This is a genomic window from Patiriisocius hiemis (genome assembly GCF_031846325.1).
In the GTDB taxonomy this organism is placed as follows: domain Bacteria; phylum Bacteroidota; class Bacteroidia; order Flavobacteriales; family Flavobacteriaceae; genus Patiriisocius_A; species Patiriisocius_A hiemis.
This window is the reverse complement of the sequence record NZ_JAVRHZ010000002.1, coordinates 385,505-404,992: the sequence shown is the minus strand read 5'-3', so window position 1 is coordinate 404,992 and position 19,488 is coordinate 385,505. Positions and strand designations below refer to the sequence as shown.

Below are 19,488 nucleotides of genomic sequence, written 5' to 3'. Positions count from 1 at the left end.
AAATAGATATATTATGACAATCCCAGGAATCGTAGGTGCAGGTTTAATCGTAATCGGTGTAGGTATCGGTATCGGTCAAATTGGTGGAAAAGCAATGGAAGCTATTGCTCGTCAACCAGAAGCATACGGAAAAATTCAAACGGCTATGCTTATTGCAGCAGCACTTATTGAAGGTATTGGTTTCGCGGCATTATTTGCAGCGTAATTAAAACAAAAAACTATCAATTGTAACGGTTGGTTACAATTGATAGTTTTAAAATTAAACAAAAAAGTTACGTATCACTAAAAGTATTTCCGCACAAACGGAACAATAAAAATGGAAAAATTAATAAACGAATTTTCATTAGGTCTATTTTTTTGGCAGTCACTTTTATTCCTTCTTTTACTTTTTTTATTAAGAAAGTATGCATGGAAACCAATTTTAAATGCTGTCAATGAGCGTGAAGAAGGCATTAAAAACGCCTTGGCATCTGCTGAAGCCGCAAAAAAAGAGATGGAAAACTTGCAAGCAGATAACCAAAAGTTACTGCAAGAAGCAAGAGCAGAGCGTGATCAATTAATGAAAGAAGCGCGAGAGATAAAAGCAAAAATGATTGAAGATGCTAAAGGTGAGGCCAAAACAGAAGCATCAAAAATTATAACACAAGCTCAAAATGCTATTGAGAGCGAAAAGAAAGCTGCCGTAGCAGAATTAAAAGAGCAGGTAGCAAGTCTTTCAGTAGAAATAGCAGAAAAAGTTGTAAAGCAAGAGTTGTCTAACAAAGACAAGCAATTACAATTAGTGGATGATATCCTTAAGGATGCAACATTAAACTAATATGAGTACAAGAGCAGCAATACGATATGCGAAAGCAGTTTTAAACCAAGCTAACGAAGCCAATACAGGTGAAGTAGTTTTTGGTGACATGAAATCTGTTGAAGCTACGATAAAAAACAACAAAGAACTTAAAGTAGTACTGCAAAGTCCTGTTGTAAAACCGGAGGACAAAAAAGAAGCATTACTACAAATTTTTTCAAAAACCTCTAATATTACAAAAGGTTTAATAGAAGTACTGTCTTCTAATAAACGTGTAGACTTATTAGGTGGTGTAGCTACAAGTTTTCAAGCATTGTACAATGACGCAAAAGGAGTTAAAGTAGCTCAAGTAACTACAGCGATTCCTTTATCTGGTGACTTAGAAAATAAAGTTCTAGCAAAAGTAAAAGAACTTACAGGTAGTGATCATGTAACTGTACAAAATATTGTAGACGAAACTATTTTAGGAGGGTTTATTCTTAGAGTAGGAGATTTACAATACAATGCAAGTATTGCAAACAAATTAGGAAATTTAAAAAGAGAATTTAGTAAATCATTATAAAATGGCAGAAGTTAAACCAGCTGAAGTATCAGCAATCTTAAAGCAACAACTTTCAGGATTTGAGGCATCGGCTTCATTAGATGAAGTTGGGACTGTATTAACAATAGGTGACGGTATCGCCCGTGTTTATGGACTTGAAAATGTACAATACGGAGAACTTGTAGAGTTTGAAGGAGGCCTTGAAGGAATCGTTTTAAACTTGGAAGAAGATAATGTTGGAGTTGTATTACTAGGGCCTTCAAGAGGAATTAGTGAAGGTGCTACAGTAAAACGTACACAGCGTATTGCTTCTATTAATGTTGGTGAAGGTATTGTAGGTCGTGTTGTAAACACACTAGGACAACCAATAGATGGTAAAGGAGCAATTACAGGTGAAACATATGAAATGCCATTAGAGCGTAAGGCACCGGGTGTAATTTACCGTCAACCTGTAAACGAACCACTACAAACAGGTATTAAATCTATCGATGCGATGATTCCTGTAGGTAGAGGACAGCGTGAGCTTGTTATTGGTGACCGTCAAACAGGTAAAACAACTGTTTGTATTGATACTATTCTTAATCAGAAAGAATTTTATGATGCAGGTGAGCCAGTATATTGTATTTATGTTGCTGTTGGACAAAAAGCTTCAACCGTTGCTAACATCGCAAAGACACTAGAAGATAAAGGTGCTTTAGCGTATACTACAATTGTTGCTGCTAATGCTTCTGACCCTGCTCCAATGCAGGTATATGCTCCTTTTGCAGGTGCCGCTATTGGTGAGTACTTTAGAGATACAGGACGTCCAGCATTAATTATTTACGATGATTTATCTAAACAAGCGGTAGCATATCGTGAGGTATCGTTGCTTTTACGTCGTCCACCAGGACGTGAGGCGTATCCAGGAGATGTATTCTTCTTACACTCAAGATTATTAGAGCGTTCGGCTAAGGTAATTGCAGATGATGCGATTGCTGCTAACATGAATGATCTTCCAGAGTCTTTAAAGCCTGTTGTAAAAGGAGGAGGTTCACTTACTGCACTACCCATTATTGAAACACAAGCAGGAGACGTTTCTGCATATATCCCAACCAATGTAATTTCTATTACAGATGGGCAGATATTCTTAGAAAGTGATTTGTTTAACTCTGGTGTTCGTCCAGCGATTAACGTAGGTATCTCAGTATCACGTGTGGGTGGTTCGGCTCAGATTAAATCAATGAAAAAAGTAGCAGGTACATTAAAACTTGACCAAGCACAGTTCCGTGAGCTGGAAGCATTTGCTAAGTTTGGATCAGACCTTGATGCAGCTACCTTAAATGTAATTGAAAAAGGTAAGCGTAACGTTGAGATATTAAAACAAGCACAAAACGATCCTTTTACTGTAGAAGATCAGGTAGCTATTATTTATGCAGGTTCTAAAAACTTGTTACGTAATGTACCAGTTGAAAAAGTAAAAGAATTTGAAAGAGACTATTTAGAAATTCTAAATGCAAAGCACAGAGATACATTAGATTCATTAAAAGCTGGAAAGCTTACAGATGAGGCTTTAGATGTATTAACTAGTGTTGCTGCAGATATTTCTTCAAAGTATAAAGCATAATTGTCATTCCCGCGAAAGCGGGAATCTCAAATTTTTTTGACAGTAATTAAACTAAGTTCTATAAGAAATTATGGAATGACAAAAAGAGAAGATGGCAAATTTAAAAGAAATACGTAACAGAATTGCTTCGGTTGGTTCAACCATGCAGATAACGAGTGCCATGAAAATGGTATCTGCTGCTAAGTTGAAAAAAGCCCAAGACGCTATAACGGCAATGCGTCCTTATTCTGAAAAATTAACAGAGCTATTACAAAATTTGAGTGCTACCTTGGACGGAGATTCAGGAAGTTCATTTGCTGCACAACGACCTGTAAAAAAGGTATTAGTTGTGGCTATTACTTCAAATCGTGGTTTAGCAGGTGCCTTTAATAGTAATATTATAAAGGCAAGCCAAGCACTTTTACAGGATACGTATTCTGGTAAGCAAGTAGATTTTGTCACCATTGGTAAAAAAGGAAATGATATTCTAAAAAAAGAGAATACAATTATTCATCACAATACTGAAATTTTTGATGAATTAACTTTTGAAAATAGTGCAGCTATTTCAGAAAGCTTAATGGAGCGTTTTACCGAAGGAGAATATGACAAAGTAGTTTTAGTATATAACCACTTTAAAAATGCTGCGACACAATTGGTAATGACTGAGCAGTTTTTACCTATAGTGCCAGCGGAGGTAACAGAAGCTACATCTTCGGCAGACTATATTTTTGAACCATCAAAACTAGAGATTGTTGAAGGCTTAATACCTAAGAGTTTAAAAACACAATTTTTTAAAGCCCTTAGAGATAGTGTAGCAAGTGAGCATGGAGCACGTATGACAGCGATGCACAAGGCAACAGACAACGCTACAGAATTGAGAGATCAATTAAAATTACAATATAACAAAGCTCGTCAAGCAGCTATTACTAACGAGATACTTGAAATCGTTGGTGGTGCTGAGGCATTGGCCGGGTAGATTGAGCGCAAGCTAAATGTATCAACTACTAGGCATTGGCGAGATAGATTGGGCATTAATTAAACTTTTTGAAAACCTTTCAGTTTTACTGAAAGGTTTTTTTGTGGAGCTTACTAACTAGTTTTAGATTGGTTATCTTTATGGCAAGACTTTTGGAATAGTCTATTAAAAGAAACTTATGAAGACAATTAAACAAACCATATTATTAGCATTAGTAAGTACTATATTACTTAGCTTTTCTAACTGCGGAAGTACTAAAATGAATGATAGCATACAATTAGAAGAAACACCTAATTTTTCTATAGCTGAGGTCTACTCTCAAGACTGGGTAGCAGGTGTAAAAGACGGAGGCTCTGGGACAAATGTTCATATTACTTTTAGTGGTCTTCCTGAAAACATTGCTGTTAAAAAAGTGTATTATAAAGATTTAGAAGCCGAGGCAATACAAAATCCAAATACCACAACCTTTGTAGCGTATTTTAAAAATGATATGAATCCCAGAAAGGATATCATAATGGATGCAGACCCTAAAAAAGAAGCACAAAATACACCTCCAAAAAAACCACTATTTACGCTCGGAGAGAATGAAGCAGTAATTATGTATCTTGAAAATGGGGCAGAAAAATATTTTAAAATTACTCAGATAGAACGCAAACCAATGTTGGCATATCCAGCTAATAATAATCCAAACCCATTAGGGGGTGAAGGCGAGAATTAAAATCCCTACTTTTACAGTCTAAATGTGATCTTTGGGCGTATTTAAAAAATTATTTCAGCAAACATTTATTTATGGACTCGCCACGGTTCTTCCTAGGGCGTTGGCCATAGTTTTAGTGCCATTATATGTTTCTGTGCTAGGGACATCACAATATGGCGTATATGCCTCTCTAATGGCTTTTTTAATATTAGGAAATGTGGTGCTATCCTACGGGATGGAAACCGCTTTTTTTAGGTTTATCACAAAAAAAACTGCTCAAAAAAAACAAGTTCAAGCTACTGCGCTTACATCAATTACACTATCCACACTTCTCTTTTTAGGTATTGCGCTTACTGTTCGAGTTCCATTATCACAGTGGTTAGATTTTGAAACCGAATATGTAACCTATGGGTTATTAATTTTAGCCTTAGATGCTTTAGTTGTTATCCCATTTGCTTGGTTTAGAGTAAATGAACGACCTATGCGATATGCCATTATTAAGATATTTAATGTGGTTGTCAATTTAGGCCTCAACCTATTTTTCTTTTTACTATTACCGGATTTAGCTTCAGAAAAAACAAATACTTTTTTCAGTAGTATTTATATGGAAGATAATAAAGTAGCCTATGTTTTTATTGCAAACCTTATAGCAAGTGCAATTACATTACTTATTTTATTGCCCTTATATATTAAAATTGGATTTGGTTTTCAGAAGCATCTATGGAAACAAATGCTTAAATATGCGCTTCCTGTTTTAGTAGCAGGAATTGCTTTTTCTATTAATGAAGCCTTTGACAAGATATTACTAAAATACCTATTGCCTTCAGATATAGCAGAATCTGAGGTAGGGATATATGCTGCTTGCTATAAATTAGGAGTCTTTATGACGTTATTTGCAACTGCTTTTAGACTTGGGATTGAGCCGTTCTTTTTTAATCATTCTAAAAATGAAAACGCAAAACAGACCTATGCAACAATTACAAAATATTTTAGTATTCTTGGTAGTTTTATTTTGCTTTTTGTAATTGTATACCTTGATGTTTTTAAACGTATTTTAATACCCGATGCTACCTATTGGGAGGCACTCACTATTGTCCCTATTATTTTATTGGCAAATTTATGTTTAGGGATATATCATAACCTTTCGGTTTGGTATAAAGTTACAGATAGAACAAGATTTGGTGCTTATATTTCAATTATTGGTGCGATTGTGACGCTAGTGCTCAACTTTATTTTAATACCAATAATAAGTTATGTTGGCTCTGCAATTGCAACTTTAGCAGCTTATGGAAGTATGATGGTGCTATCTTATATTTTAGGTCGAAAGCGATACGCAGTCCCTTATGATATAAAACGCATTGGAATATATTTGGTATTAGCCATTAGTTTTTCGGCAATTTCATTTTACGGATTTGATGGTAATTTACTAGTTGGAACACTATTATTATTGGTATTTTTGTGTGTATTGTTTTTTTCTGAAAAGAGAGAAATTAGGTCAATTTTAAAAAGATAAGTACAATTAATAATGCTTTTGAAACAAGAAGATGACAGGAATAAAAATCATTAATAAATCAGCACATCCATTACCTAGTTATGAAACGATGGCTTCTGCAGGAATGGACATAAGAGCCAATGTGGACGAACCATCTACCTTAAGACCACTTGAGCGAGCCATTGTAAAAACAGGTCTTTTTATTGAGTTACCCATAGGATATGAAGCACAAGTGCGACCTAGAAGTGGTCTTGCGGCCAAAAAAGGAATTACCGTTCTTAATGCACCTGGTACAATAGATGCAGATTATAGAGGAGAGATAGGGGTTATTTTGGTAAACCTTTCTAATGAAGATTTCACCATTCAAAACGGAGAGCGTATTGCACAACTAGTTATTGCAAAACACGAAAGAGCCGTTTGGGAAGAAGTAACTGCCTTAAGTGAAACAGACAGAGGTGCTGGTGGGTTTGGTAGTACAGGGGTTAAATAAAAAGTGTAATTCAAAACGTTTAAAATCATCAACCTACAATCCAAAATATGAAGATAATAGTCCCAATGGCAGGTCGTGGTAGTCGCCTTCGCCCACATAGTTTAACTGTTCCAAAACCCTTAATTCCGGTTGCAGGAAAACCTATTGTACACCGTTTAGTAAGTGATATCGCTGGAGTTTTAAACCAAGAAATAGAAGAAATCGCTTTTATTTTAGGAGACCCAGCTTTTTTTGGAGAGGATGTAGTTATAAGCCTAAAAGCACTAGCAAAAGAACTAGGTGCAAAGGCTAGTATCTATAGACAATTAGACCCTAAAGGAACAGGGCATGCTATTATGTGTGCTGAGCCATCGTTATCAGGACCAGCAGTAATTGCATACGCAGACACCCTTATAAGAGCTAATTTTGATTTGGATAAGGAAGCAGATAGTGTAATTTGGACCAAAAAAGTGGAGAACCCAGAAGCATATGGAGTGGTGAACTTAAATGATAAGGAGGAGATTATAGAACTAGTAGAAAAACCAGAAACTTTTGTAAGTGACCAAGCAGTTATAGGGATTTATTACTTTAAAGATGTTGGTGTTTTAAAACAGGAGCTACAATATGTGTTAGACAATAACATTATTAATGGAGGGGAATACCAAATTAATGATGGGATTAAACGTATGATGGCTAATGGGAAAATATTTAAAACTGGAACGGTAGATGAATGGATGGACTGCGGCAACAAAGAAGTTACAGTAGAAACCAATAGAAGAATGCTAGGTTTTCTAGACGAAGCAGGAGAAGCTTTAGTTTCAGAAAAAAGTACTTCTCAAAATAGTACTATTATCCCGCCCTGCTTTATTGGCGATGATGTACAATTAAAAAATAGCACTATTGGCCCTTATGCAAGTATTGGAGAAGGCACAATAATTGAGGATAGTAACGTTAAAAATACTATAATACAGAAGCAAACTGTGATTAAAAATGCTAGTTTAGATAACGCAATGATTGGTAATCATGCCCATTTTGATGGAAATTTTACCAACGTAAGCATTGGAGATTACAGTCAGTTAAAATAGTTTACTTCAGAGAAAACAGGAGTCTTATAAAAATTATAAAATAAACTTGAAAAACACATACAAATACTTATTACTAATTCTACTTGGAATATTTCTTTTTCCGAAGCATACTAATGCCCAGGAGTTAAGTGAAACCCCTACAGATGATTTAGGAAATGTAAGTGATGCTTATCAAGAAAACTTTTTTGAAGCGCTAAAACAACGTGGTATAGAAAACCATGAGCTAGCTTTGGAAGCACTAAAAAAAGCAGAGAAAGCTGCTAAAAAAGACCCTAAACTAGAAGCACCTGTCTTCTTTGAGATTGGTAAAAACTTAATTTCAGTAAGAAGGTATAGAGATGGTGAAGCCTACCTAAGAAGAGTTCTAGATATTGAGGGGCAAAAACTAGATGTAATGGAAGTGCTTTACGACTTGTACTATCAGGAACAAGATTATAACTCTGCTATTACATTAGTTAAAGAGCTTATTGTTTTTGATGAGGACTATAAGGAAGACTTAGCAAACTTATATTCTAGAACAAAACAATATGATAAAGCACTTGAGGTTCTGGACGAGTTAGATGAGTCTTGGGGTGAGAGTGATTATAGGAACGCCCTACGTACTCAGATTTACAGAACAACAGGAAACAGTACTGGAGAGATTGAAAAGCTAGAAGAACGTATTGATGGGAGTAAAAAGAAAGAAAAAGATTATTTAAATCTTATCTTTTTGTACAGCGAACAAGACAATCCTGAAAAAGCATTTGAGACCGCTCAAGAGCTTTTAAAACAATACCCTAAATCAAAATTAGTACACCTTGCCTTGTATAAGTTTTATTTAGACGAAGGAAAAACAAAAGAAGCCCTACAATCTATGGATATTGTTTTTGAAACAGATGATATTGATCTTAAAAGTAAATATAGAGTGCTGGGAGATTTTATTCAGTTTGTAAACACCAATCCACAATATGAAGATAGGTTAGAGAAAACTGTATCTCAGTTTTTTGAGGAAAATAGTGGGCTTGTTTACGAAAAGCTAGGGGATTATTACGTTGAAAAAGAAAGAAAAGAAGAAGCTTTAAAATTCTATGAAAAAGGAATCGTAATAGATACTGATAACTTTAGTTTGTTAAAAAATACTTTATTACTTCAAATAGACTTTAATAAGTTTAGTGAAGCAGAAACACTTAGTTCAAAAAGCTTAGAAATTTTTCCTGCGCAGCCTCTCTTATACCTTTTAAATGGTGTTGCAAATAATGGTCTCCAAAAACCTGATGCTGCCCTAGAGAGTTTAGAACTTGGAGTTGATTTTGTTATAGACAACCCTAAAATGGAAAAGGATTTTTATATCCAATTAAGGGATGCATATCAACAAAAAGGAGACACCAAAAAAGCAGCCGATTTTGATAAAAAAGCTACTGCTATAAACCTCGCCAATTAAATGAAATGTTTTGCAAGTGTATTATTACTAGCACTATTAGTTTCTTGCAAAGGAACTAAACAAGTGGCTAGCACAACGGCAGATGCTTCTGCTACCGTTAAGAATGTGATGACATCTCATAATGCTGCCTTACCAGACTTTAAAACACTAGCAGGAAGGGTTCAGGTTGTTTATGAAGATGACAATAAGCTTCAAAGTATTACAGCGAGTATCCGTATGGAAAAAGATAAAAAAATATGGATTAAAGCATCTATTCTGGGAATTACTTTAGCAAAAGTATTAATCACACCTGAGCGTGTGAGTTATTATGAGACAGTTGGAAACTCCTATTTTGATGGTGACTTTGAGTTATTAAGTTCTTTTTTAGGCACAGAAATAGATTTTGAAAAAGCACAGGCTATTTTGCTTGGTCAAACTATTTTTTCAATCAACCCGTCAAAGTATACTTCTGCAGTTGTAACTAATAAATATAGAATTCAGCCCAAAGTACAACCTCAAAACTTTATTCATTCATTGTTTTTAGAACCCACCAATTTTAAAGTGTATTCGCAGACTATTTCACAACCAGAAGATAATAGAGTATTGTCTGTAAAATATAATGGGTATGATGAAATTGAAGGGGGTTACTACCCTTCAGAAATTATGATTAACGCTACACAAAAAGAAGGTGAAAGTAAAATAGAACTTAATTATAAAAAAATTGACCTCAATGTTTCTATAAGTTTTCCGTTTACTATACCAGACGGATATACCAAAATTGATTTATAGTATGAACAGGCTACTAATTATATGTATTTGCTTTTTTATTTCGGCCCCTCTTTTTTCCCAATCTGAAAAACAAAAGGAGCTCGAAGAAAAAAGGCAATCTATATTAAATGACATAAAAAACATTCAATCTTTTTTAATTAAGACGAGAGGTCAAAAAAAATCAGTCTTAACTGAAGTAGAGGATCTTGAGCAACAAATTAAAGCTAGAGAAAACTTAATTAGAGTTACCAATCAACAAGCTAATTTACTCACTCGTGAAATAAACAATAACCTTACTAAGATAGACAACTTAAGAGATGAGCTTGCAACCTTAAAGGAAGACTATGCTGCAATGATAAAAAAATCATATAAGAGCAAATCGCAACAAAGTAGAGTGATGTTTTTATTTTCTTCAGAAAATTTTTTGCAGGCCTACAAGCGCTTGCAGTACATGAAACAGTATACAAAGCACAGAAAATCGCAAGGGGAAAGTATTAAAGAAAAAACAAATTTGCTACAAGTTCTAAACACAGATTTACTGGCTCAAAAAAAGCAAAAAGAAAAGCTTATAGATGAAAATAGACTTGCTCGTAAACAACTTGAAAAGGAACAAAAAAACCAAGAAGAATTAATAGCTTCACTTAAAAAAGATGAGAATTCGTATGTTTCTCAAATAAATAAAAAGCAAAGAGAAGCAAATGCCTTACGTAAAGAAATTGACGCATTAATTAGAGCTGCTATTGCTGAAGCCAATAAAAATAGTGCTGGAAAAACGACGACAGCTGTAAAGACTAAAAGTAGTGCTGTAGCATTTAATTTAACTCCAGAAGCAAAAATTATTGCAACCAACTTTAAAAGTAACAGAGGAAAACTTATTTGGCCAGTAGAAAAGGGAGTTGTTGTAAATAGACATGGAAAAAGAAGGCACCCCCAGTTTCCTAATGTAACAACACAAACACACGGAGTAGACATAGCTACAGAAGCAAATGCAGATGTTAGAGCTGTATTTAAAGGTGAGGTATTTAAAATACAACAACTTAAAGGAGCAAATAAGGCTGTTTACATTAGACATGGAGACTATATAACTATTTACAATAATCTGTCTTCTGTAAATGTAAAAAGTGGAGATAAAGTTTCAGCGAAACAAAAAATTGGAAAAGCATTTACACACCCTACAACAGGAAAAGCTATAATTAAGTTCTTAGTTTTTAAGAACACAACCGAAATGAACCCAGAGGATTGGGTTTATAAAATGTAAAAATATAAAAGGCGCTATTTTAAAGTAGCGCCTTTTTAATATTAGATTAGTACTTATTATCTAATAAGTAACTTCTTAGTTACAATAGTGTTCCCTGACTTAATAGTCACAAAATACAATCCACTAGCATAATTACTTGTATTTATTCTTGCTTGGTTAGAGCCGTCAAAAGCATTTTCAGTAATAGTTTGTACTCTCTGTCCAAGACTGTTTGTTAAAGTAATAGTGACATCACTTAACACAGTACTTGTTTTAATAAATACTTCATCATTTGCTGGATTTGGATACATAACAATATCATTTACATTAATATCATTTACTCCAAGAACCCCTGCTTCTAGATTTATGTTATCAATAAAAGTAGAGTTTCCATATCCATTTACATTTATAAAACGTAATGTAACAACACCACCTTCAAAATCGCCTAGGTCTATTTGTTCGTTTCTCCAATCTGATGCAGAAGACGGAGCCCAAATACTTGATACATATCCTCCCGTTGTTGACAAGTCTAAATTTTCTTTCTCATATACAGTTGTATAAGTAGCACCACAATCTCCAGAGGCTTCAACTCTTAGACCATCAAATAAGCTACTTGAAAATTGTGCTTTCGCTAAGTCAAAACTAGCAACAACATCAGAGGCATTAGTTAAGTCAAAAATTTCTGTAGTTATTACATCTTCTTGACCTGGAGCATTATAATTAAAATTATTAATATAGGCTGTAGTAGTACTATTTCCATCACTACCAGTAATACCTGCCTGCTCTATCCAAGTAGTACCATTATCAACATTTTCTATAGTCCAACCATTAGGAGGAACTCCATTAACATCAAACGGCTCTGTAAAATCTAAGGCAGTAGCTTCAGTTACAGCAAAGAAGTCAAGTACATCTTGATCATTATTTGGGTTTTGATCACCAGTTAAATCAACACTTACAGTTAAGGTATATTCACCAGAACTACCTATTGTAGCAGGCGTAGAAAAGTCGAACACTTCTTGCTGCCCAGAATTAATTGTATTAGTAAACGTTTCAGTAACTACAGGCTCACTATCTATTTGGTAAGAGACACTAAAGTTAGATTGCGGGTCTATTCCAGTATTTTGAATTGTTACACTTATTACTACGTCATTAGTTCCACTACATACAGTTGCAAAGTCGGCAGCAGTATTATTAATTTGATCTAAAGCTATGTCATTTGCTAAAGCACAATTTAAAAGACCTCCTGGGTGATTAATGGCAACAGTTCTTCTACTAGTCCACCCTTCAGTATTATTCTTTGCTACAATAGCAGCCCATTGTATATCTGTAGAACTTGCAATAGGAACTGTAATAGTATTGGTTGTAGCTGTTCCAGCAACTTCCATATACATTGCTCCTAGTAAATACACATCGTACTCTTCTGCGCCTGCTAGGGCATCCCAAGCAAAGGTAATTTCATTAGGGCAAACTTGCGAAAACTCTAAATTATCAACTTGATCTACAATAGAAAAGTTCTCATCACTTTCATCCTGAAAAGAGCCACTAGTAATTCTAACAAGCGCTTCTCCTGTTATGTCTGAAGGAACTAACCAGCCATAATTTGTAACTGTACTTCCCACAGTTGTGATTGAATTCCAAGAACCACCATTATCTGTTGAGTATTCTAAAACAAATCCAGCTCCTGTATTGTAAGAATCCCAATGAATACTTTCTGTTTCACCTGGCACAAAGCTCTCACCAGCATTAGGATAAGTAAGCGTTAAGTTGTCTTCAATAATTTCATACAATACAAAGTATTCTTGTGGTCCAACAGGAACATTAAAACCTGATATTTCAATATCGTAATTTCCAGCAGCTGGGCTATTAATTACTACCTGCTCAACATTGTTGAGGTGGTCTGCACCATTAGTAGCTGGTAAGTTTAAGGTAGCTGGATTTGGAGTTGGGTCTAGAATATAAGGTAAATAGTCTGTGCTAGAAGGATCTGTTACCACCATGTCTAGGTCGTTTACCAATGCAGGATTAGCACCATTAGCAGCTTCTGGATCTGTCCAATACACCATAAAACGCACTTGTGCAGTTCCTGCCGGCACGCTAATAGTGTGTGTATTACTAGATCCTTGTGTTATGTTGTCAAACAAATGTCTCTCATCTTCAATTAATTTACCAGCTCTTAACCCATTTACAATCCCCCAGCCAAATCTATAATCTGGCCCAACATTTCCTGCATCATTAGCTGTGTTTAATAGTGCTGCTTTAATTAAGCCTGAAGGCGGGAATGCACCACTATTAATGTCGCCATAAGCTTCATACAATTGTGCTGCAATACCTGCAATTCCGGGAGCTGCTCCAGAAGTTCCACCAAATGGGCTGTAGCCATTATTAGGGTCTGTAGAAATATGGTTAGCCCCATTAGCTGAAATGTCTGGTTTTATTCTTCCATCATGTGCAGGACCTCGGCTACTTGAACTAGCAAGTGTTCCATCAAAAAAAGTGTTAGCTGTTGCAATCACATTTTTACCTTGTTTATGTCCTCCAGTAATGTTTCCCCACTGTGTTCCTGCTCCGTATCCACAATCATTATTATTTGAATTTCCAGCAGAAAAAACATGTAACAAACTCGAGTTATTTCTAGTTTGCTGGTCAACAGTTCTTGTAATTGAAGTATATCCAGCATTACAACCATTACTATAAGAAGAGTTAGTAATTTGTACGTCGCCGTTGTTTATTAAATTTTGAGTTGCAGAATCTAAAAAATTTGGAGCATAATTAACAACATATATACTTGATCCTGCTGCCATACCTCTATTTGTTGGGTCTAAGTTTCCAGCACCTGCCATAATTCCACCTACACCATCTCCATGTGATCCAGTTGTGTCATTTGTAGCAGAGTTATCTATTCTCCCTTGAAAATCAATATGTGGCCCAACAATTCCGTCATCTCTAACCATCACTCCAATGCCATTTCCTGTATAATTACGGCCAGCATTAGTTTGCGTATCAAGTCCATTAGCTCTATGTAAACTTCTACCTCTTGTATCATCTGGAACATCTGGAGCAACAATATACTCTACCCACTTTACGTATGGTAAAGAGGCTAGCACCTCTAAACAATTATTCGGGATTATTAAATCTACAATGTTAGCTCCTTTGTACTGCTGCTGTAAAGATATTTGCTTAGTAGCTAAATCATTAATTACAAATTCTGAAGAAACAGTTGCATGATATTCTAAGGTTACAATAAAATTATCACCTCGTAATGCGTGTTGAGGTGTATTTCCATTTTTTAAATCTTCTGAAAGTTTACTAGTTGAAGGAACAGGAACTATAGAACGAACCCCATTGTTTCTTAAGAATTCTACAGAAGTAGTTGAAGGAAAATAAAACAAATAGGTTTTATGAGGGATGTATTCTAATAACTGCAGGTTGTTTGCCTTAAAGCTATTTTGAATATTTTGTGTTGGTGTCTCGTAAAATTGAATCCACCCATAATACCCCTCTTGAAGCCTTGAATCTTCTGGAAGACTACTCCATTGAAAAGAGTCAATATTTTCTGGAAGCGTGTAACTTTCATCTTGAAATTGTATGGTGTAATTATTTTGTGCATAACTAAATGCAGCACATAACACAAAAACCAAATTCAATAAGATTGCTTTTTTAAGTAATGTAGTTTTTTTCATCTTTTTCTTTAAATTTTTATTGAAGAGCATCAAATATATCTATTTGAGTTAATAAAAATTGATGAAAAAGCTTAAAAACCTAAAATTTTAACATTTCAAAAATCCCAGTAAATAACTAGGAATTAATAGGTTTTACTCAAAAAGAGCCTTTAATTCTGTAGCTTGTTTGGGTTCCATTTTACCTGCCAGAACAAGACTTAGTTGTTTCCTTCTTAGGGCAGCATCAAAGCGTTCTTTTTCAAGATCTGTTTCTGGTTTAAGCGGAGGAACTGGAACAGGGCTTCCCATTTCGTCTACAGCTACAAAAGTATAAATTGCTTCATTAGCTTTACTGCGTAATCCACTTTCCCTATCCTCAATCCACACATCCATATATACCTCCATAGAACTTTTAAATGCTCTAGAAACATGAGCCTCTACAGTTACCACACTACCTAGAGGAATCATCTTGTTAAAGGCTACATGATTTACAGATGCAGTAACTACAATTCTACGACTATGTCTCCTTGCAGAAATACTGGCAGCTCTATCCATTCTTGCTAATAATTCACCACCAAACATATTTCCAATAGGGTTTGTTTCACTTGGCAGTACTAGATCTGTAATTACGGTTCTTGTTTCTTTAGGGGTTCGAGGACTCATTTTTTATTTTTTTGCAAAGGTAATGAGTAATCTTGTGGGTAACTAAACGAATAAGATATAAATGAGGCTTATTTTAATTCCTGTACTAGCAACCAAGCATCTTTATTTACTGTGCTTTTTATTTGTTGTAAACTTCTTATTGCCTCTAGGCGGTTTTCAAAACTCTTGTAAACTACTTGGTGTAAACCATATTTGTTTTTTCCAATTGATCGGGCTTTGAACCCTTTTTGGTTTAGTTGCGATATTTTTTTTGAAGCGTTTTCTTCAAACCTAAAAGCACCTGCAATAATATGGTATTTTCCAACTGGTTTAGGTATAGCTACAGTAATTGCTGGAAGTGGGTTTTCAATAACAAAGGTTGCCTCTTGGATTTCATTTTCCAGTAGGCTATTTGCTTTTTGTTTTTCAGCAAAATTATGATTTTCAACTCCTTTTTTATAAATAGAGAAACCAGCAAGACCTGAAACAGCAATAGCAATTAATCCAATAGCAGCATACTTAAGATAAGGAGAAGCACTTCTTTTTTCAGGAGTAAAAAGTAGTGGTGTCTTTTCTTCTAATTTTTCTGAAGCTTCTTTATAAGCTTCTCTTTGTATTGGAGTTGTCACAAAATTAGTAAGCCCAAAAGAACTAGTGTTGTAATTTTGAAATGCTAAAGGTTGAAATTGAATATTCTTCTCTTCGTTTAAAGAAAAAGTACCAATCTTATCTAGCACAACTTCCTCTCCATTGTATAATTGTAACGACAAAGAACCTGCAAAATTTCTAATGCGCTGTAGAGCTACTTCATAACTACATTGCTCAGAACTTGAAACGTGATTAGCAAGTAAACCATCATTGGTTTGTAGTTGTTTATTAAAAGAAACTACTTTGCTTGGAGGGTAAAAGGTGTTATTTTCATCATCAATAGCTGCAGATTTATAATGGGTTAAAAAAGCCCCAAAACCTGGAATAATGACACACTCATAGCGGTATAATAAATCGTTTATGTAGCTAGCTAATTGCACTTAAACAAACATAAATTTTTTTTGGTAACACATCAATCAAAGCATTAAGAAGTTATTAACAACTACTTTTTTTGTACTTTTAAAGACTCCCTTTTATTTTATAATTAATGCTTACACAAGAAGAACTTTTTTATGTTTTGGCTTTACAACGAGTTCCAAATCTGGGAGATACCTCTGCAAAAAAATTGTTGCATCATGTAGGTAGTGCCAAGGAGATTTTTTCTGAAAAAAAGAACAGTTTATTAAAAATTGACGGTATTGGGGCTTTTAAGTTGAAAGACTTACATAATAAAAGCATACTTGACGACGCAGAAGAAGAAATTAAATTTATTAATGATGAAGAGGTTGAATACACTTATTACAAAGATGAATTCTATCCTAAAAACCTGACGCATTGCTTGGATGGCCCAATTTTATTATTTAAAAGAGGGAATATAGATATTAAAAATAAAAAGATAATAAGCATAGTTGGTACTAGAAAAGTAACAACACACGGAATTACTGTTTGTGAAAAATTAATTGAAAGCTTATCGCCTTTAAATCCTGTTATAGTATCTGGCTTTGCTTATGGAGTAGATATTACTGCACACAAGATAGCGATGGATTGTGGATTACAAACAATCGCTTGTCTGGCTCATGGGTTAAATCAAATCTACCCCAAAACTCATAAAAAGTATTGTAGCAAAGTTGAAGAAAACGGTGGTTTTTTTACAGAGTTTTGGAGTAGTGATGCTTTTAATAGAAATAATTTTCTTAAACGAAATAGAATTATTGCTGGAATGAGTGAAGCAACTATAGTTATTGAGTCTGCAGAAAAAGGAGGAAGTCTAGTGACTGCAGACATTGCAAACTCTTACAATAGAGATGTTTTTGCTTTTCCAGGGAAGGCAACAGATTTACAAAGTCAAGGCTGTAATAATCTAATTAAAACCCAACAAGCCCAATTAATCACTAGTGCCGCAGATGTTATATATCAACTAGGATGGGAACTTGAAGAGAAACAACCACAAGTAGTACAAAAACAACTTTTTGTAGAACTTACCGCTGAGGAAAAAAAAGTGTATAGTTTTCTAAAAGAAGAAGGTAAAAGCTTGTTGGACACAATTGCATTAGCTTGTAATATTCCTTCTTTTTCAATGGCCAGTATTTTACTTACTATGGAGCTTAAAGGCTTGGTGAGACCTTTGCCAGGAAAGCTTTTTGAGTTAGTTTAATACCCTACTTTTTCACGTACCCTTTTTAATACATCATTAGCTACAGCTGTTGCTTTTTCTGCTCCAATTTGTAGTATTTTTTCAACCTCGTCAAGGTTTTCAATATAGTAGTTATATTTTTCTCGTTGAGATTTAAATACATCCAGAATTAGCTCATAAAGTGCCTGTTTAGCATGACCATAACCATAGCCACCGCCTTCATAGTTAGCCCTCATTTTAAGTACCTGTTCTTTAGAGGCTAATAGTCTGTATATAGAAAACACATTACATGTATCGGGGTCTTTTGGGTCCTCTAATGGAGTACTGTCTGTGGCAATACTCATTACTTGTTTCCTTAATTTTTTGTCTGACAGAAAAATATTAATAATGTTGTTTTTTGATTTACTCATTTTTGCACCATCAGTCCCTGGAATAAGCTTGGTGTTTTCATCAATTCTTGCTTCTGGAAGTACAAATGTTTCTCCAACTTTTGTATGAAATCTAGAAGCAACATCTCTAGTCATTTCAATATGTTGCAATTGGTCTTTACCAACAGGAACAAACTCTGCATCATACAGTAAAATATCTGCAGCCATTAACATAGGGTATGTAAATAAACCAGCATTTACGTCTTCTAGCCTATCTGCCTTGTCTTTAAAAGAATGAGCAAGAGTTAACCTTTGGTATGGAAAAAAACAACTTAAATACCAGCTTAACTCAGTAACTTGAGGAATGTCGCTTTGCCTGTAGAATACTGTTTTTTCTATGTCTAGACCAAAAGCCAACCAAGTGGCAGCAGTACTGTAGGTATTGTTTTTTAAAACTTCAGCATCTTTTATTTGCGTGAGAGAGTGCATATCTGCAATAAACAAAAAAGAGTCGTTGCTAGGGTTGTTTGCCATTTCTATGGCAGGAACAATAGCTCCTAATACGTTTCCTAAATGTGGTGTTCCAGTAGATTGTATCCCAGTTAGTATTCTTGACATAGTACTTCTTCTAAAAGAGGAGATTTTTGTAATGTATTCTATATATAAGCAAAAGAATACAAGGATTAAACAGTATTTTGAGCAAAGTTAGTTTTTTTATGAGAGTAGCAGAAGTGTATTTACTATTTTTGGCAGGATAATGATACTTTTAAAAAAGATAGTAGTGTTTTTATACCGAATATGGTTCTATATTTTGGTCACACTACCTATCATTATACTTTTTCCGTTACTTTTTATCACTATTTTGAAACAAACTTGGTACCCAGCTTTTTTTTGGCTTGCTAGAGTTTGGGCACGTATCATTTTATTTGGAATGGGGTATTTCCCCATAATACAACGTGATACAGTATTTGAGAAAAGTAAAAGCTACCTTTTTGTTTCAAATCATACTTCTATGACAGACATTATGCTTATGCTCCATGTTACCAAAAACCCTTTTGTTTTTGTTGGAAAAGCAGAATTAGCTAAAATTCCTGTTTTCGGATTTTTCTATAAACGAACCTGTATCTTGGTTGATAGAAATAGCCCAAAGAGCAGACGCGCTGTTTTTGAAAGTGCACAAAGTAAACTAAATATGGGCTATAGTGTTTGTATTTTCCCAGAAGGCGGTGTTCCAGATGAAGCAAACAATATACTTCTAGACGATTTTAAGGACGGAGCATTTAGATTAGCGATAGAACATAAAATACCGATTGCTCCCATGACTTTTCATGATAATAGAAACAGATTATCGTATGAGTTTTCTTCTATAAAAGCAAGTCCTGGCAAAATGCGCGTGAAAGTTCATCCTGTAATACCTACCAAAATTTTAGAATTGGAAGATAAACGCAAATTAAAAATGGATACACGGGATATTATTCTTGAAGAATTAAAGAACCCATCACTATAAAAAAAGAAACCGTCCTATGGCGAAGAACGGTTTTTCTGTAATCAAATAT

Annotated in this window: 18 protein-coding genes; 14 read left to right on the top strand and 4 right to left on the bottom strand. The window is 34.6% G+C overall.

Annotated elements, in window-relative coordinates:
* Positions 1 to 13: 13 nt before the first annotated feature.
* The 12 genes from atpE (at position 14) to RM538_RS05925 (ending at position 11,063) form a co-directional block, all read left to right on the top strand.
* Positions 14 to 205: an ATP synthase F0 subunit C gene (gene atpE, locus RM538_RS05980; RefSeq protein ID WP_311332494.1), complete on the top strand. Its 192-nt coding sequence runs from the start codon at positions 14 to 16 to the stop codon at positions 203 to 205.
* A gap of 111 nt (positions 206 to 316) precedes the next feature.
* Positions 317 to 817, top strand: coding sequence for a F0F1 ATP synthase subunit B (locus tag RM538_RS05975; protein WP_311332493.1), 501 nt, complete (start codon positions 317 to 319; stop codon positions 815 to 817).
* A gap of 1 nt (position 818) precedes the next feature.
* On the top strand, positions 819 to 1,358 hold the full coding sequence (gene atpH / locus RM538_RS05970; protein ID WP_311332492.1) for an ATP synthase F1 subunit delta: 540 nt from the start codon (positions 819 to 821) through the stop codon (positions 1,356 to 1,358).
* Between the two features lies 1 nt (position 1,359).
* Entirely contained in the window at positions 1,360 to 2,940 is a 1,581-nt protein-coding gene (gene atpA, locus RM538_RS05965) for a F0F1 ATP synthase subunit alpha (RefSeq protein WP_311332491.1), read from the top strand.
* A gap of 91 nt (positions 2,941 to 3,031) precedes the next feature.
* The gene (gene atpG / locus RM538_RS05960) at positions 3,032 to 3,895 is read left to right on the top strand and encodes an ATP synthase F1 subunit gamma (RefSeq protein WP_311332490.1); all 864 of its coding nucleotides are present in this window, start codon (positions 3,032 to 3,034) and stop codon (positions 3,893 to 3,895) included.
* Positions 3,896 to 4,073: 178 nt separating this feature from the next.
* A complete protein-coding gene (locus RM538_RS05955) occupies positions 4,074 to 4,613 on the top strand; it encodes a hypothetical protein (RefSeq protein WP_311332489.1) in 540 nt (179 codons plus the stop codon).
* 31 nt (positions 4,614 to 4,644) lie between these two features.
* On the top strand, positions 4,645 to 6,105 hold the full coding sequence (locus RM538_RS05950) for a lipopolysaccharide biosynthesis protein (RefSeq protein ID WP_311332488.1): 1,461 nt from the start codon (positions 4,645 to 4,647) through the stop codon (positions 6,103 to 6,105).
* Positions 6,106 to 6,136: 31 nt separating this feature from the next.
* Positions 6,137 to 6,574, top strand: a complete 438-nt coding sequence (gene dut / locus RM538_RS05945; protein WP_311332487.1) for a dUTP diphosphatase — start codon at positions 6,137 to 6,139, stop codon at positions 6,572 to 6,574.
* A 47-nt stretch (positions 6,575 to 6,621) separates the two neighbouring features.
* Positions 6,622 to 7,638: a sugar nucleotidyltransferase gene (locus RM538_RS05940; protein ID WP_311332486.1), complete on the top strand. Its 1,017-nt coding sequence runs from the start codon at positions 6,622 to 6,624 to the stop codon at positions 7,636 to 7,638.
* 46 nt (positions 7,639 to 7,684) lie between these two features.
* The gene (locus RM538_RS05935) at positions 7,685 to 9,058 is read left to right on the top strand and encodes a tetratricopeptide repeat protein (protein WP_311332485.1); all 1,374 of its coding nucleotides are present in this window, start codon (positions 7,685 to 7,687) and stop codon (positions 9,056 to 9,058) included.
* Positions 9,059 to 9,826, top strand: coding sequence for a lipoprotein insertase outer membrane protein LolB1 (gene lolB1 / locus RM538_RS05930; RefSeq protein WP_311332484.1), 768 nt, complete (start codon positions 9,059 to 9,061; stop codon positions 9,824 to 9,826).
* Between the two features lies 1 nt (position 9,827).
* A complete protein-coding gene (locus tag RM538_RS05925; RefSeq protein ID WP_311332483.1) occupies positions 9,828 to 11,063 on the top strand; it encodes a murein hydrolase activator EnvC family protein in 1,236 nt (411 codons plus the stop codon).
* A 56-nt stretch (positions 11,064 to 11,119) separates the two neighbouring features.
* On the opposite strand, the gene RM538_RS05920 is transcribed toward RM538_RS05925, so the two are convergent.
* The 3 genes from RM538_RS05920 to RM538_RS05910 form a co-directional block, all read right to left on the bottom strand.
* Positions 11,120 to 14,722: a S8 family serine peptidase gene (locus RM538_RS05920; RefSeq protein ID WP_311332482.1), complete on the bottom strand. Its 3,603-nt coding sequence runs from the start codon at positions 14,720 to 14,722 to the stop codon at positions 11,120 to 11,122.
* A 132-nt stretch (positions 14,723 to 14,854) separates the two neighbouring features.
* A complete protein-coding gene (locus RM538_RS05915) occupies positions 14,855 to 15,364 on the bottom strand; it encodes an acyl-CoA thioesterase (RefSeq protein WP_311332481.1) in 510 nt (169 codons plus the stop codon).
* Between the two features lie 68 nt (positions 15,365 to 15,432).
* Positions 15,433 to 16,371 (bottom strand): HU domain-containing protein, encoded by a 939-nt coding sequence (locus RM538_RS05910; RefSeq protein ID WP_311332480.1) that lies wholly within the window; start codon positions 16,369 to 16,371, stop codon positions 15,433 to 15,435.
* A gap of 107 nt (positions 16,372 to 16,478) precedes the next feature.
* On the opposite strand from RM538_RS05910, the gene dprA reads away from it, so the two are divergent.
* Positions 16,479 to 17,585 carry a DNA-processing protein DprA gene (gene dprA, locus RM538_RS05905; protein WP_311332479.1) on the top strand — a complete coding sequence of 369 codons (1,107 nt, stop codon included), beginning with the start codon at positions 16,479 to 16,481 and terminating at the stop codon, positions 17,583 to 17,585.
* On the opposite strand, the gene trpS is transcribed toward dprA, so the two are convergent.
* Positions 17,582 to 18,550: a tryptophan--tRNA ligase gene (trpS, locus tag RM538_RS05900; protein ID WP_311332478.1), complete on the bottom strand. Its 969-nt coding sequence runs from the start codon at positions 18,548 to 18,550 to the stop codon at positions 17,582 to 17,584. The genes dprA and trpS overlap by 4 nt on opposite strands.
* A 139-nt stretch (positions 18,551 to 18,689) precedes the next feature.
* Between trpS and RM538_RS05895 the strand changes: the two genes are divergently transcribed.
* Complete coding sequence (locus RM538_RS05895; protein ID WP_311332477.1) at positions 18,690 to 19,439, top strand: lysophospholipid acyltransferase family protein; 750 nt, start codon at positions 18,690 to 18,692, stop codon at positions 19,437 to 19,439.
* Positions 19,440 to 19,488 lie beyond the last annotated feature (49 nt).